The sequence below is a fragment of the Candidatus Frankia nodulisporulans genome, from assembly GCF_902806475.1.
In the GTDB taxonomy this organism is placed as follows: Bacteria; Actinomycetota; Actinomycetes; order Frankiales; family Frankiaceae; genus Frankia; species Frankia umida.
Map to the genome: position 1 here is coordinate 1 of NZ_CADCWS010000092.1, position 14,722 is coordinate 14,722.

Genomic DNA, 14,722 nt, shown 5'->3' on the forward strand with positions numbered 1-14,722 from the left:
GCCCGTCCACCGATGGTGGCCTGTTCGGCTCCGTCGGCACGAGCCCCACCGCCACCGCCGGTACCGGTTCGTTCTCGAGCTCCGGCGTGGTGGCACCGGGCTTCACCACCAGCACCCCCTGACGCCCCACCCGCGATCATCACCGCAATCCGGAAAGCGCCTGTTTATCCGCAGACGGGTCGGTCGCGGCACCGTCATCGAATCCTGCCAGGAGTGGGTGCGGAAACGAGGCCCCGAATCCTTCGCCCGGCTTCGGCAGGATCGTTCGGGTGCCGATCTCCTCGGTGATGTGGCTGTTCGGACGAAACAAGTGACTGATTCGACGATCGGATGGACCCATCCGATCGGGATATTGTCAAGCTGACAGGGTACACGAAGGTCATGACGACGCCGCCCCCCAGCCATCCGTCCACGGGCGGCGCACCGCAAGCGGCACCTGGCCAGACGAGCGGCTTCCCCGTGAACACCCGCCCGCAGCCAGGCTTCCCGCCGACCGGCGCACCGCCCGCCGCCACGTCCTATCCCGCCCCCGCGGGCCCCGGGCCTGCCGCGCCCGGCCCCGCGGGTCCCGGCCCCGGGGGCAACAGGTTCGGAGGCACCGGTCCGGGCCCTGGTGATGTCGACCAGGGCCGTGGTTCCAGGAATGCGCGCGGCGGTACCGGAGGTTCGCCCGCACGGCCGGATATTCCGCATACCCGCACCAGTCGGGCATGGACGAGCCTGATACTGTTCTCAGTCGTCCTGATCATTCTGCTGATATTTATTCTGCAGAATCTGGACGATGTGAAGGTGTCGTTCCTTGGCCTGAGCGGCACACTGCCGCTCGCCGTGGCCATGCTGTTCTCCGCGGTCGCTGGTGCACTGCTGGTCGCCATCCCCGGTGTCGGTCGGATGATTCAGCTTCGTCGGACCGTCCGGCGCGTGGCGGCGAACCCGCCCACCGGACCGAACCAGGTCGGACCGAACCCGACCGGCCCGAACCAGACTGGTCCGAACCCGGCTGGCGGGATGCCCGCCGGCCCGGCCCCGGAAAGCCGGCGTTCCGGTGTCACCACGAAGCTCAGGCATCGACGCTGATCTCGCGTGCCGCACTCAGCAGGGCGGGCGATAGTCCATCGAGCCGAAGAAGGTGGACCATTCGGCGGGGCTGATGCGGTTGGCGGGGTCGGTGCAGGCGGCGGTGGCCAGGTGGGCGGGGTCCGCGTCCCACAGGCGCAGGGTGCCGTCGTGGGCGGCGGCGAGTACCACGCCGCTGTCGCCGACGAATCCGACCGCAGTGATCGAACGGGTGGGGCCGTGCCAGTTGGCCAGGGGTACCGGGTCGGTGGGGTCGGTGATGCCGGCCAGTCGGATCACCTCGGCGTCACCACCGGAGGCGACGATGCTGCGGGAGACCGCGACCGCGGTCACGCCGCCGAGCTGGCCAGGGATGTTGCGCAGAGAGATCGCCTGGTCGCGAATGGCCACGTTCCAGAGCTGGACGGTGGCGTCGACACCGCCGGTGATGAGGGTCGCGCCGTCCGCGGTGTAGGCGAGGGTCTGCACGGCCCGGCTGTGGCCGCGCAGCACCAGGCCACCCACGGGATGGGCGGCATCGGTGATGTTCCACAGACGGATGGTGGCGTCCTCGCCGGCGGTGGCCAGGATGCCGCCCTTCGGTGCGAACGCGACCGCGTACACGCCGCCGGTGGCGGTCTCGAAGTGTGAGCGGATGGTGGGGTTCGCGGGGTCGGTGATGTCCCACAGGGCGAGTGTCCCGTCGGTGCCGCTGGAGGCGAGCGTGTTGCCGTCCGGGGTGAAGGCGACAGCGCGCACCGTGTCAGTGTGACGCTGGGTGATCGACAGGCGGCGTAGGTTGGTGGGGTCGTGCGCGTCCCACAGGCGGACGGAGCCGTCCGCGCTGCCGGTGGCGAGCAGTTTGCCGTCGGAGTTGAACGTCATCGAGTCGACCCAGCCGGTGGTGCGGACCGAGTCACGGCGTTGCAGTCGGGTGCGGTCGGTCACCTCCCACATGGTGATGACGCCGTCCGCGCCGCCGACGGCGACGAGCTTGCCGTCGCGGCTGATCGCCATCGACCGGATGTCGGCGGAGCCGGAGTCCACGGCGACCGGCGGGAGGTTCTCGCCGAACGCGGCGATCATCGCTTCCTGGGTCCGCGTCGAGGTGGGTGCGGCGCGGTAGGCGGCGAGTGCCAGGCGACTGGCCAGACCCGGGTCGGTGGCCTGCCGCGTGATCGCCTGGACGGCGACGGCGGGCGGCACGTCGGCGACGTCCGCCCCGCCCTTGTCCCGTCCCTCGATCAAAACGATCGCGCCGACGAGCACGGCCACGAGCACGACGGCCACCAGCGCCAGCCAGCGCCGTCCCCGCCGGACCCGATCCGCCGGTGTCCTCGGCGAGGCCTTGCCCTGCTCCACCTGGCCGTGCTGGCCCGAGCCACGCTGCCCCGACTGCCCAGCGCGGTCGGCGGTAGGACGACCGGACGTCCCGTGGGACACGGTGTCGCGGGACGTGGTGTCGCGGGACGGTGCCACGCTGGCCGGTGCCGCGCGGGATGTGGGGCCGTCGGCCGGAGCCTGGCCGGGACCCGTGCCTGACGGGCACGGTGGGCGTCGCGGACACGATTGAGGTGGTCGGTGGGCACGATGCCGGTCTCGGCGTCGCTGAGATCGTCGTCGGCCCGGGTCGCCGGGTCCGACGGGCCGGCCTGGGGCGTCCGCGCCGCGGCGGCGCCCAGACGCCGGGCGTCCACTGCTTCGCCAGCGCCCCAGACCGTGACCAGTCCGTCGTCAAGGCGCGGGGTCCCCGTCCACTGGTCCGCCGGACGCCAGGGAATCTTCCCGCCAGCCGGCGGGCCCGCCTCCCCCGCTGACGAGGCTCCGCCCGTCCGAGAGGCACCACCCGTCCGAGAGGCACCACCGGTTCGGGAAACGCCGCCAGGGGTGGAGGACGAGGACGAGCCGGTGCCGGTCGAGCGGGGGGACGCGGCGGGGTTGAGGGGCAGCGGCTGGGTGCCCAGGGTCTCGGGCGGCGGGTCGTGCGGCATCTGGCCGGTGATCGGGGTGATCGGACCGGCCGGGTCGCCGTCCACGTCCACGGCGTGGCCGGCAGCGTCCGGTTCGGGGGTGGGGGTGCTGGGAGGTGTGGTGTTCAACGGACGGATGAGGGCGGTGACCTCGGAGAGGATCTGCTCGCGGGCGGTGACGGGGACATCGACGCGCAGGTCGAGCAGGCGGACGTAGAGCTCCTCGGCGGCGGGGCGCAGCGTGGCGATCTTGCGCATCGCGTCCTCGACCAGCGGGAGCAGGCTCGGGTCGAGGCCCTCGAGGTTGGGCGGGTCGTTGACGGTGCGAAACAGCAGGCTGGGGGCGGGGCCGGTGCCGAACGGATAGCGGCCGGTGCCGGCGTAGACGAGGACACCGCCCCAGGCGAAGACGTCCGCCGCCGATGTGATCTGCTCGCCGCGGGCCTGTTCGGGCGCCATGAACGCGGGTGTGCCGAGGTGGCGGTCGGTACCGGAGTCGCGTCCGACGACGGTGGCGCTGTCCAGCGCGCGGGCGATACCGAAGTCGATGACCTTCGGGCCAAGCCGGGACAGCAGGATGTTCGAGGGTTTGAGGTCGCGGTGCACGATCCCGGCGCGGTGGATGGCCATCAGCGCCGTGGTCATGCTGACCGCGAGCTGGTGCAGTTCGGCGGGGGTCAGCGGCCCGCGGCTGTGCACCACCTCGGAAAGAGTCGGTCCGTCGACGTATTCGGTGACGAGGTAGGGATGGTCACCGGTGATGTCGACGTCGAGGACCGCGGCGGTGCAGAACCGGGCGACGCGGCGGGCATTGTCGGCCTCATGCTTGAGCCGGGACCGGAATTCGGCGAGCCGGGCAAGGTCCGGGCGAATCAGTTTGACCGCGACCTGGCCACCTTCGGCGGTCTCGCCCAGGTAGACCGTGCCCATTCCGCCGGCGCCGAGGCGCCGCACCAGCCGGTAGGGCCCCACTTCGGCCGGCGCCGAGATCCCGCTGTCGCCACCGTCGGCACCTGTTCCGGCACTGAGGGCAGCGGACCCGCCCGCGCCGGCGACACCGTCGTTCTCGGCGGCCTGGGACGCGGACGGGTTCGCCATCAGCGACGCACCCGGCCCCGACGCCGACGCCGGGCTGCCATCTGGTAGTGGACGGCGAGGAAGGACAACGCGAGGAACAGCGGCAGCAGCACCGACGTCGCCGACGCGCTGGTGTCCGCGGCGACGAGCACCATGTCGATGCCGGCGGTCAACGGCTTCTCGCCGGCGCAGCGGGCCTCGACCGGACGGTGCCCGGGTTCGAAGCTGGCGAACTGCACCACGGTCTCGAAGGTGCCCGACCTGTCCGCGACGGCGCGTCCGACCAGTTCACCGCCGGTGGTCAGGGTTGCCTGGGAACCCGGATCGCAGCCGGCGCCACGGGCGAACAGGGTGTCGCCGGCGCTGACGATCGTCCGGTCGAACAGCAGCTCACCGGCCTTCGCCTCCCGCGCCTCGGGCTGGCCGACCGGGGGCACCGGGTCGCCGACGCGACGCACCGGCGTGCACACGCCCAGGACGCGCACCGTTGCCCTGGCGCACCGTGTCGGCTCGGGGCTCGGGCACGTCTGCTCGAGCGGGACCGAGATACCGCCCGGGCACATCACCCGTCCGGACGGGCAGTCGGCCGTCGCGGCGTGCTGCGAACCGTCCCAGCAGATGACGGGCACCGGCGCGGTCGGCGTCGGCGGGGACGGGCAGGCGGTACCCACCGGCACCCCGACCGAGGTGCCGGGGCAGGACCGCTGCGGCAGCGGGCACTGGTCGGCGCGGTCGCGCACCGAACCGTCCGAGCAGGTGACCTTGGTCGGCTGTTCGGTGGGGTGGTCGGTCGTGCCGGGGTCTGACCCGCAGATCGGGGTGGCCGCCGGGGCGGGTGCGGCGCCGCTGGCCGGATGGCCCGGCTGGCCTGGCCGCGGGCTTGGGCACTGCGGCGAGTTCCCCGTGCCCGTGGGGCAGGTGGCGTCGGCGGTGCGGTGCGCGGGGGTGGCCGAGGTGCTGGGGCAGGATCGCCCAGGGCAGTCCGCGTCGGCCGAGGCGGCCGGGGTCGATGTGGCGGACGGGCAGGGCCCGGGCCCCGTCGACGGCGGCGGCGGCGCGCAGCTGTCGGTGTGCCCACCCGTGGCGGCGCTGCCCGAGGCGGCGACCACACCGTTCGTGGCGATCACCGGGACTCGGGAGACGGTGGCCTTCGGCGGGCAGGCCGTCGGGCTGGGGGACTCGCAGGCGGGCACGAACGCGCTCGAGGCGATGTTGGCCAGGCAGTCCCCTGGCTGGGTCGGGCAGGCGCTGGTCGCCGAGGCGGTCGGCGACCAGCTCGCCGAACCGGGCGAGGTGATGCCGGCGCTCGGCGTGCCGGTCCCGGCGCTCGGCGTGCCGGTGGTCGGGGGCGACGTGCCTGGGGTACCCGGGGTGCCCGTCCCGGTGGACGGCGTGCCGGTCGTGGGGCTGGTGGTGGCGGCGGTGGGAGCGGGGGTCGTCGGGTCGGGCTTCGGGTCGGCGCTCGGTGTCGAACCGCCCGTCGGCGACCCGGCATCGCCGGAGCCGCCGGAGCCGCCACCGGTCGGCGGCCCGGTGGTCGTGGCCGACCCGCCGCCGGAGGTGGGCGAGGCGCCGTCCGTCGTGGTGTCACCCGCGCCGGCCGCGGGCGTCGACCCGGTGGAACTCTCCGTGGCCGCGGCGCTGGTGGGGTCACCGGCCGCGGCGGCGCTGATCGGGACACCGGCCCCGGCGGGAGCGCCCAGCCCCGTGGCCACCCCGGCGCCGACGCACAGCAGCAGGACGCTCAGGAAGATGACAGCGACGGAACCACGCGACGACCGATCACCTCGGGATGCCCCGAACCGTGATGATCGAGCCGTCCATCGACCGGCTGCTCGATGGCCAGACACAGGTCGCCCCCCGGGTGCGAACGGCAACACAGCGATAACGGCCCGTCAACACAGCTCGTTGAAAACGCGTGGTGCGCGCCTGACGTTACGTGCCTGATGTGAGAGGCGGAAGCCCCGCCCATACGACGGTCCATAGAATAACAGCAGGCTGGCCGAAGATCCCCGACTAGGGCAACATGGACCACGCCGGTCGGGGGCATCCCAGCCAGGGAAGAGTCGGGGGAACTCGTGGAATGCGCGGCTGCGCCGAGGGTGGCGGTTCAGAAAAGCTTTCTGATTGTCATATGCCTGACAGTCTGTCTGGGTTGGCTCGTGTTGTTGCCCCCGTCGATCGCACGGGCGGAGTCGAGTGGTCGTGTTGAGCTTGCCGTGACGGTGGATGGGCACGCCTTGGATCGCGGGGACCTCGTCCTGAACGCCGGCACCGTCGCCCGGGTCGTGGTCGGCGTGCACAACCTCAGCCGGGTCGACGTCCCGATTGACTCGGTGCGGCTTTCTGGAAATGTGCTCGGTCTCACGTTCTTCGACTACGACACCCGGCTGCACACCACCGTCCCGGCGCAGGGCTCGGCCAACTGGACCGTCGATCTGGACATCCGCGATCTGGACGGCCGCGCCACCGGCCTCGTCCCGGTCGAGGTGACCCTGCGTGACACCGACCTGCACGCGGTCGCCCGTCAGTCCGGCACGGCGAACGTCCACGGTTCGCTGTTGTCCATCTACGGACTGTTCGGCGTCGGGCTGCTGGTGCTGATGGGGCTGCTGTGGGCGGTGGCGCTGCTCCCGCTGGGCCGGCACGCCGGGCCCGCGACCTGGTGGCTGCGCGGCCTGCGGTTCGTCCCCGCCGGCTGCGCGGTGGGCCTGTTCGGGGTCTTCGCTCTCTCGGCGACCCGGCTGCTGTCACCGACGACGCTGGTCGACCTCGTGCTCACCATCGTCACGTCGGCCGCCTGCTTCGCGATCGGCGCGCTGATGCCCTGGCTGAACGGCCCCCGCCGCCCCTGAGCCCCAGAGCCCCTGAGCCGTCAGGCGCCGCGGGCGGGCAGGACGACGATCCGCCCGCCCTGCGCGTCGACGATAAGCAGGCGGGCCAGGTTCGCCGGTTCGATCCCGGCGGTTCCCCGCACCTCCACGTCGCCGTCGTAGTCGGCCGCCCACGTCGCGGCGGTCTCCTCGTGCCCGTCGACAGCCTGGGCGATCAGGGTGCAGTGACTGCCCGGACGCACGTTCGCGACCTTCACCGTGAAGGCGCTGCCAGCCGGGTTCGCGGCGACCCACACCCATGCCTCGACCTGACTGGTGGCGCTGGCGCCGGTGTACATCCGCCCGGGTGGACGAGCCGTCAGCGAGTCGCCGTCCGAGTGCACGCTGACCGTGATCCCGACGGTGGCGAGCACGACCGCGACGAGCAGCCCCGCCGACGCGAGCGCGGCCCGGCGGCGCGTGCGGCGACGGGCCCGTTGCAGCGATGCCAGTGCCCGCCGGGTGAGCTCGGCGTCGGTCCCCGCCCGTGGCTCGACAACCGGACGAGCCGCCTGGGCCGGTCGCCGGCCATGCCTCGGGCCCTGACCCTGCCCCTGCCACCCGCCCGGACCCAGCCGCGCATCCTGATCCGGCCCCTGGTCCCGGCCCGTACCCGCGGCGGTCCGTGGGTGGTCGGACCCGTCCGGTGCGGAGGCCGCCCCGTCCGTGCGCGGGTCGGTGTGGGTCCGCGCGTTGAGGTGGGCCGTGTCGAGGTGGACCGCGTCGACGATGGCGGCGATGTCCAGGTCGGTGCTGCCGGGCTCGTCGGGCTCCACCACGTCGGCCAGCTGCAGGCGTGCCAGCAGGCCGGGCAGGCCGACGAGACTGGCCAGTTCCGCGCGGCACTCCGCGCAGCCGCCCAGATGGTTCGCCACGGCGGCGCGGTCCGCGGGTTCCAGGGCGCCCAGTACATAGGCGCCCAGTGCGATGCGGGGGGCTGCGCAGTCGCTGCTCATGTCGCCCACCCCCGTTCTTCGAGTGCCAGCCGTAACGCACGCAGTCCGTAGTAGACCCGGGACTTGACGGTGCCGGGCGGGATTCCCAGGTTCACGGCCGCCTCGGCGACGGAGCGTCCCAGGTAGTAGGTCTCGACGAGCGCGGCCCGATGCTCGGCGCTCAGCGCCCGGAACGCCTCCACGACCTGCCAGCTCTCCAGCGCGCGGTCCAGCTCGTTGCCGGCGGACAGGAACTCGAGGTGTTCCGGTCCGACCTCGGCCGGTCGGGCCCGCCGCGCCCGATGCTCGTCGACCACGATGCGATGCGCGACGGTGAACAGCCACGGTCGCAACGGCCGCTCGTCGGTGTCGAGCCGGCCGGCGTGCCGCCACGCACGTACCAGCGTCTCCTGCAGGACGTCCTCGGCCTTCGTGCGGTCACCGGTCATCCGGGAGATGAACGCGAGCAGCGCCGAGCCGTGTTCGGTGTAGACGGCGCACACGAACTCGGCGGCGGGGTCCTCGACCTCCGGCCCGCCGACCTCCGGCCCGCCGTCGCGCCCTCGCCGCCGCGCATGCATGCCCACCAACACGCATCATCGCCCCGCCCGGTTCACCCGGACCACCTCGCGCCACCACTGTCACCATCGGCACCCAGATCGTGACTCGCCGAGCCACGTCGGCCGTTGACACCACATCCACTAAAAGTCACTATTCAAATCCTAAAAGTAATCATCGCTGGTAGACGCCCTGGATTCGCGGATCCGCCAGCCCGAGCCGGCCTACGAGCTGGCCTGAGAACCCACGAGCCGGAATCCGAGAGAAGGCGACCCGCGTGCCGGACACCAGACGATCCCTCCTGCGACTCGCCGCGGTCGCGGGCGTGAGCACCCCGTGGGCGCTGCACGGCCTCGTCCACACCGCGGCCATCGCCGCCACCACCGGCGCCATCCCCACCGTCGGCCCACCGGACGTGGAACCACCCGATCCGGCAGCGGCGGACGATTCGGTCCGTGGCCCGCTGGCTCCGATGGTCGTGCCCGGCCCGCGCTCCGGTGGCTACGGGACGCTGGTCGCCGGCAACGCGGCCGGGCTGTTCGTCGGCGTCTGGAACGACGGCTCCTACAGCTCCACCGGTGGGGTGTGGTGGCGCGGCCGGGTGACCTTCCTCAAGGGCAGCCAGCAGCTGGTGGCCGCCAACGCCACCGGCGTCGTCGTCGGCGATGCCGTCAGCCACTACAACCGACGGGCGTTCCGCTGGTCCGCCGGCCGCTACCAGGCCCTGGGCCTGCTCGGTGGGAGCGATGAGCAGGGTGGCCGCCGCAGCGGCGCGCTGGCCGTGAGCCCCACCGGACTGGTGGTCGGCTGGAGCACCACCGACGCCCGGACGACCCGGGCCGTCCGCTGGCGCGGCACCCGCCCGCAGGACCTCGGCACCCTCGGCGGCCCGTCCAGTTCCGCGACCGCGGTCAACGCCGCCAGGCAGATCGTCGGCAGCGCCGACACCGGCGACGGCCAGTCGCACGCGGTGGTCTGGACCGATGGGCGCATCCACGACCTCGGCACCCTCGGCGGCCCGTCCAGCGTGGCGGTGGCCATCAACGACGCCGGCGACATCATCGGTACCAGCGACACCCCGGACGGCTCCCGCCGTGCGGTGCTGTGGCGCCGCGGCCGCGACCGGCCCGTCGACCTCGGCACCCTGCCCGGACTGCACGGCTCGAGCTCGAGCGCGATCGCGGTCAACAACGCCGGCCAGGTGCTGGTGAGCGCGTCCGGCCCGACCCAGGGCGCGTTCCTGTGGCGCTCCGGCCGCCGGATCCCGATCGGGGGCGCAACCGCCACCGGTGCCGGCGACGACCGGGTGGAGGTGACCGGCCTCAACGATCAGGGGGTCGTCTGCGGCGACATCTCCACCGCGGACGGTCGGGATGTCCAGGCCTTTCGCTGGCACTCCGGTCGGCTGCGCCGTCTGCCCTCCGCCGGTGGTGCCTTCGGGCACGCGCAGGCGGTCACCCCGACCGGAATCGTCCTGGGCAACTCGGCGACCACCCAGGACGCGGCACCGCAGGCCGTCTGGTGGCCGTCCGCCCCGGCGACCGCACCACTCGCCCTCGGCCTGACCGCTCTCCCGGCCGCCGGATAGCCGGGGCCGCCGGGCAGGTGTCATCGCGGCTCGGCGAGAAGCAGCAGATATTCGAACTCGTAGCGTCCGGGGCCGCCGAGCGGGCCAAGATACTCGTCGGTGGCGAATCGCAGCAAAGCGTTGTCCAGCGCGGCGATGCGTTTCGGGTTCGGCCCGATCCGGTCATATGCCTCGATGATGGGCGCGAAATATGCGCGGTACAGCGTGCACCACTGCGCCGGCGATCCACCGTAGTCCAGCCGGGCGGTGCGATGGTGGGTGCTCAGCCGACGGACGTCACCACCGGCGAACAGCGCCCGCACCCTCGCCGGATGTCCCCAGGCGGTCGGCGCCGCCACCCGTCCGTCGGCGCGGGCTGGGGCGTACCGTTCCAGCAGGGCGAACAGCCGGCCCATCGCTCCGTCCGCGGTCCAGCTCGCCACCGCGATCGTGCCGCCCGGACGACACACCCGCACCAGCTCACGGGCCGCGGCGGCCTGGTCGGGCGCGAACATCACGCCCGACCAGGACAGCACCACGTCGAACGTGTCCGCGCCGAAGGGCAGCCGCTGCGCGTCGGCCGGTAGCCAGTCCAGGCTGAGCCCGCGCGCATCGGCGACCGCACGCCCGCGTGCGAGCAGCGCCGACACCGGATCGCAGGCCACCACGTCCGCGCCGACCTCGGCCGCCGCGAGCGCCGCGTTACCGCTACCCGCGCCCACGTCGAGCACCCGATGCATCGGCGTGATCCCGGCCGCCCGCACCAGATCCCCCGCCATACTCGCGAACACCGGCGCGAGCGCAGCATCATCACCGAGCTCCCACACCTGCCGCCAACCCCCCGGCCCACCGGACGCCATTCCCCCCGGCGCCGTTTCCTCTGGCACCGTTCCCCTTGGCACCGTTCCCGCCGCCGATACTCCCGCGGGGAGCACTCCCCCGAGGCTGGTGTCGGCCGGCGTCGACGCGGGGCGAACCGGTCGGGCCGGCCTCGCGGAACTGGTCGCTCCCGCCGACGGATGCGATAAGGCCAGCATCGTCGACGCCGCAGTCACCGACGCCGCCGATGACGCCGATGCCGCCCAGACGTCTATGATGATCTCCTTTGATCGATCGTGGGACCGCAGATTAAACCGATCGGGATGGTCGACCTCCAGAATGCCGGCCGGACGACTCAACGGGGCAGGAATAACGTCCCGTCGACAGGTCCCGAAGGACCCTTGGGACAACAGCGTCCGCGGGAGCACCGCGCCACCGCCACCCGCACCTCCACAAAGCATCGGACGTCGACCCGGACAATTCTTGCGCCGATTCAGCGCCCAGCGCCAGACCTATGAAAAATGGGCGAATCGGTCAGGTGTGCGGACGGCAAAGCACCTGGTGCGGTATAAGCACCGGGCGGCCGGTACCGTCGGACGGCCGCGCCAGCCCGAACTCGGAGGAGCTCATGAGCGCGGTCACGGACATCGCCGTCGAGACCCGGCCCGACCACGTCGCGGTCGTCGAGCTTCGCCGGCCGCCGTACAACTACTTCGACGTGCACCTGATCGACGCCCTCGCCGACGCCTACGAGCGGCTCGCCGCTGACGGTGACGTCCGCGCGATCGTGCTGGCCTCGCAGGGCCGGCATTTCTGTGCCGGCGCCGACTTCACCGGGGCGAGTTCGGCGGCCCCGCTGAGCGCCGACGAAGGCGCACCGGCCCTCTACCGCACGGCGCTGCGTCTGTTCGCCGCGCCGATCCCGGTGGTGGCCGCGGTCCAGGGCACCGCGATCGGCGGCGGCCTCGGGCTCGCCCTATCCGCGGACTTTCGGGTCGCGACGCCCGAGAGCCGTTTCGTCGCGAACTTCGCCCGCCTCGGCCTGCATCAGGGCTTCGGCATCTCGGTGACGCTGCCGGCGGTGGTCGGCCGGCAGAAGGCCCTCGATCTGCTCTACACCGGACGACGGGTGGAGGGCACCGAGGCGCTCGCGATCGGCCTCGCCGACCGACTCGTCGCCGCCGTCGACCTGCGTGAGGCGGCGATCGAACACGCCCGTGCCATCGCCGCCTCGGCACCGCTGGCAGTGCGCAGCATCCGAGCGACCATGTGGGCCGACCTGCTGCCGGCGATCGAGGCGGTGACAGCCCGCGAATCCGCCGAGCAGGCGGTCCTGCGGGACACCGCGGATTTCGCCGAGGGAACCCGCGCGAACGCCGAACGCCGCGAGCCCCGCTTTACCGGCGCGTAGCCGCCGGCGGCGCGTCGCCCGACGGTGGTGGTTGTCTTGCCCTACCCGACACCAGCCGATATCCAGAAGTTTTCGGCGTTGTCGGGTAGCCGCTGACCGCGGCCCACCGACCTTCGCTGGTAACCATCTGTCACTTTTTCCGGCGACCCGAACCGATGTGACCGGTCGGCGAAGCCGGCATCCCGCCATGCCCATCCGGCATAATCATCACCCCCATCCGGACCGCCCGAATGATCGATCCACCCGTGGGCCGTCCGGACAAGGGGCAAGTAGCCGCTTCTTCGTGAGCCCACTCACATCCTCGAGGAGACCCCCGGAGCGTTCTGCACACGGAGAATTCCCGGAACTCTCGATACCGCCATCCGGCCCCACCCGAAATGCGTAGCACCCTTTTCCGCGGCCGTCTCCGCGTAATCGTCCGAAAAGGCTGCCAGTTACCGTGTGCTGCCTCTCGATCGGCCGTGCGATGAGGTGGCCTCGCCGGCCCGACCCCACTTTCGGGCCGGTTTCCGGATTTCGGTGAGGCCGTCCGTCCACGGCGAACACGGCACGCCCGAACAACGGGCGCAGGACCGGCACACGGACGGGTGGGAGACATGAGACGACACCGGCGGTCACACGCCGCGGCCAGGGCCGTGATCACCTGCGTGCTGGTCGCCGTGACCGGCTGCGGCGCGCACGAGACCAGCGACACCGGCCAGCCCGGCGGCCGAGACGACACCGCGGTCACCAAGAGCCTGCTACGGCAGGTCGCGCAGGGTGGGTACCCATGCGCGACCACGCCCGGCGTCGACCGCGACACCATCCGCCTCGGCATGGTCTACTCCGGTTCGCCCTCGGGCGGACCCGGCGATACGGGCGGGGATCCGAGCGCCCAGTTCCGCGCCGGTGTCGATGCCCGCCTCGGCGAGCAGAACGCCCTCGGTGGCGTGGACGGGCGCCGGCTGACCTACCGCATCGAGGACGACCACGGCATCCCCACCCGCAACGCCGCTGCCGGACGTAGCCTCACCGGCGCGGGCGACGCCCTCGGCATCCTGAGGTTCAGCTCCGCGTCCGTCGGCGGCGCGCCGGAACTGGCCGCCGCCGCGGTACCGGTCGTCGACGGCCACGTCAGCGATCCCGGCGCCGCGACCAGGACGAACGTGTTCAGCTACTCCCGTCCGATGGGCATGTCACCAGCCTCCAGTGGCTGGGGCGACTTCCTCTACAGTCGCGGCGCGCGGCGGGTGGCGACGGTGGCGGTGCAACTGTCCGACGGCACCCAGGCCATGGCGGCGGCCGCGCAGCGCAGCGCCCGCGCCGCAGGGATGCGGGTGGCCGCGTCCCTGCTCGTCTCGCCCGGACCCCTGGACGGCGAGAGACTCGTCGAGCAGATCCGCGCGGCCGACGCCGACAGCGTCATCGCCTTCGTGCCCGCGCCGACGTTCTACGCGATCGCCACCGCCACCCACAACGCCGCCCTCGGCCTCACCGCGATCCTCGGCGACCAGACCACCTACAGCAAAAACGAACTCGCCGCCGCCGGGACCAGGGCCGCCGGCGTCTACACCTTCGTCGACTACGCGCCGTTCGAGCTCGCGACCCCCGCCCACCAGCGTTTCCGCACCGCGCTCACCACCTACGCACCGCAGGCGGCGACACTCGCCGACGGCAACGCGCTGATCGGCTGGATCAGCGCCGACCTGCTGCTCACCGGGGTGCGGGCCGCCGGCCCCTGCCCCACCCGCGCCGCCCTGCTCACCGCGCTGCGCACCCTCGACCACTATGACGCCGGTGGCCTCCTCCTCGCACCGATCAACCCCGCGAAGGGCCTCGCCGCCGCCACCGCCTGCTACGACTACCTGCGGGTCAACAAGGACGGCGCCACGTTCACCCCCGTGGCCGCCACCCCCCGCTGCGGCCGCACCGTCACCACCGAATAGCACCATCACCGAACAGCACCGCTGGCCGTGTGCCGACGGCTCGTCCCGACGGGACCGGGCCCTCGGCACACGGCTGCCGCGTCCGGCTACCAGAAGACCCAGTGGCACTGCGCCGGATGCCAGGTCCGGTCGTGCCATTCCTTCGGGAAGGCACGCCCGTGCCAGACAAACCCGGGAATCCAGTAACCCGGCTCCCAGGAACCCGGCCGGCAGATCCAGTGCCGATCCCGATGGCGCTCCACCGGCTTCGGCCCGGCCACCGGCGGCTTGGTTACCCGCGGCTTGTCTACCGACGGCTTGGTTACCGGAGGCTTGTCGGCGTGCGGCCTGCCCACCGGCCCCGAGGGTGCGCCACTGGACGGCGAAGCCGTCGGCGCCGGTGTGGACGGGGACGCCGGTGGCGCCGCCTCGACCGGCGCGGTGGCAAGGAATCCAGCGAAAGCGAGGAGCACCGTCAGGAACAGATATCGAAAGCCCTTGGGAACCTTCATCGCCATCCCTTCGACCGGCGCACCGACAGCCATCCACCTC

13 protein-coding genes are annotated in these 14,722 nt (G+C 72.4%); 6 read left to right on the forward strand and 7 right to left on the reverse strand.

Annotation, left to right across the window (positions count from 1 at the left end; all coding sequences use genetic code 11):
* Positions 1-381: 381 nt before the first annotated feature.
* Complete coding sequence (locus tag G6R24_RS22280; protein ID WP_225438374.1) at positions 382-1,077, forward strand: LapA family protein; 696 nt, start codon at positions 382-384, stop codon at positions 1,075-1,077.
* Positions 1,078-1,092: 15 nt separating this feature from the next.
* Here the strand turns inward: G6R24_RS22280 and G6R24_RS10655 are convergent, their stop codons facing one another.
* Genes G6R24_RS10655 through G6R24_RS10665 form a run of 3 tightly spaced genes read right to left on the reverse strand, consistent with a single transcriptional unit; the run spans position 1,093 to position 4,588 of the window.
* Positions 1,093-2,346, reverse strand: coding sequence for a WD40 repeat domain-containing protein (locus tag G6R24_RS10655; protein WP_163549100.1), 1,254 nt, complete (start codon positions 2,344-2,346; stop codon positions 1,093-1,095).
* Positions 2,301-4,124 (reverse strand): serine/threonine-protein kinase, encoded by a 1,824-nt coding sequence (locus tag G6R24_RS10660; protein ID WP_338084428.1) that lies wholly within the window; start codon positions 4,122-4,124, stop codon positions 2,301-2,303. Before G6R24_RS10660 ends, G6R24_RS10655 begins: the two co-directional genes overlap by 46 nt.
* On the reverse strand, positions 4,124-4,588 hold the full coding sequence (locus G6R24_RS10665) for a hypothetical protein (protein WP_225438375.1): 465 nt from the start codon (positions 4,586-4,588) through the stop codon (positions 4,124-4,126). The genes G6R24_RS10660 and G6R24_RS10665 overlap by 1 nt, the downstream gene beginning before the upstream one ends.
* Before the next feature lie 133 nt (positions 4,589-4,721).
* Between G6R24_RS10665 and G6R24_RS10670 the strand changes: the two genes are divergently transcribed.
* Positions 4,722-6,050: a hypothetical protein gene (locus tag G6R24_RS10670; RefSeq protein WP_163549101.1), complete on the forward strand. Its 1,329-nt coding sequence runs from the start codon at positions 4,722-4,724 to the stop codon at positions 6,048-6,050.
* A gap of 293 nt (positions 6,051-6,343) precedes the next feature.
* Positions 6,344-6,958, forward strand: coding sequence for a hypothetical protein (locus tag G6R24_RS10675; RefSeq protein WP_225438376.1), 615 nt, complete (start codon positions 6,344-6,346; stop codon positions 6,956-6,958).
* 20 nt (positions 6,959-6,978) lie between these two features.
* Here the strand turns inward: G6R24_RS10675 and G6R24_RS10680 are convergent, their stop codons facing one another.
* A complete protein-coding gene (locus G6R24_RS10680) occupies positions 6,979-7,932 on the reverse strand; it encodes an anti-sigma factor family protein (RefSeq protein ID WP_163549102.1) in 954 nt (317 codons plus the stop codon).
* Complete coding sequence (locus tag G6R24_RS10685; RefSeq protein ID WP_163549109.1) at positions 7,929-8,492, reverse strand: sigma-70 family RNA polymerase sigma factor; 564 nt, start codon at positions 8,490-8,492, stop codon at positions 7,929-7,931. The genes G6R24_RS10680 and G6R24_RS10685 overlap by 4 nt, the downstream gene beginning before the upstream one ends.
* A gap of 302 nt (positions 8,493-8,794) precedes the next feature.
* On the opposite strand from G6R24_RS10685, the gene G6R24_RS10690 reads away from it, so the two are divergent.
* The gene (locus G6R24_RS10690) at positions 8,795-10,057 is read left to right on the forward strand and encodes an HAF repeat-containing protein (RefSeq protein ID WP_225438377.1); all 1,263 of its coding nucleotides are present in this window, start codon (positions 8,795-8,797) and stop codon (positions 10,055-10,057) included.
* A gap of 20 nt (positions 10,058-10,077) precedes the next feature.
* On the opposite strand, the gene G6R24_RS10695 is transcribed toward G6R24_RS10690, so the two are convergent.
* Entirely contained in the window at positions 10,078-10,923 is an 846-nt protein-coding gene (locus G6R24_RS10695) for a class I SAM-dependent methyltransferase (protein WP_225438378.1), read from the reverse strand.
* 560 nt (positions 10,924-11,483) lie between these two features.
* On the opposite strand from G6R24_RS10695, the gene G6R24_RS10700 reads away from it, so the two are divergent.
* Entirely contained in the window at positions 11,484-12,266 is a 783-nt protein-coding gene (locus G6R24_RS10700; RefSeq protein WP_163549104.1) for an enoyl-CoA hydratase/isomerase family protein, read from the forward strand.
* Positions 12,267-12,862: 596 nt separating this feature from the next.
* A complete protein-coding gene (locus G6R24_RS10705; protein ID WP_163549105.1) occupies positions 12,863-14,191 on the forward strand; it encodes an ABC transporter substrate-binding protein in 1,329 nt (442 codons plus the stop codon).
* 86 nt (positions 14,192-14,277) lie between these two features.
* On the opposite strand, the gene G6R24_RS22285 is transcribed toward G6R24_RS10705, so the two are convergent.
* Positions 14,278-14,722, reverse strand: a 445-nt coding sequence (locus G6R24_RS22285) for a hypothetical protein (RefSeq protein ID WP_338084429.1), incomplete at its 5' end; no start/stop codon positions are given.

Bases quoted from the DNA above. Each gene is read 5' to 3' on its own strand.
- G6R24_RS22280 (WP_225438374.1), top strand. From the start codon at position 382: ATGACGACGCCGCCCCCCAGCCATCCGTCCACGGGCGGCGCACCGCAA.
- G6R24_RS10660 (WP_338084428.1), bottom strand. From the start codon at position 4,124: ATGGCGAACCCGTCCGCGTCCCAGGCCGCCGAGAACGACGGTGTCGCC.
- G6R24_RS10670 (WP_163549101.1), top strand. From the start codon at position 4,722: ATGACGGGCACCGGCGCGGTCGGCGTCGGCGGGGACGGGCAGGCGGTA.
- G6R24_RS10680 (WP_163549102.1), bottom strand. From the start codon at position 7,932: ATGAGCAGCGACTGCGCAGCCCCCCGCATCGCACTGGGCGCCTATGTA.
- G6R24_RS10685 (WP_163549109.1), bottom strand. From the start codon at position 8,492: ATGCATGCGCGGCGGCGAGGGCGCGACGGCGGGCCGGAGGTCGGCGGG.
- G6R24_RS10700 (WP_163549104.1), top strand. From the start codon at position 11,484: ATGAGCGCGGTCACGGACATCGCCGTCGAGACCCGGCCCGACCACGTC.
- G6R24_RS10705 (WP_163549105.1), top strand. From the start codon at position 12,863: ATGAGACGACACCGGCGGTCACACGCCGCGGCCAGGGCCGTGATCACC.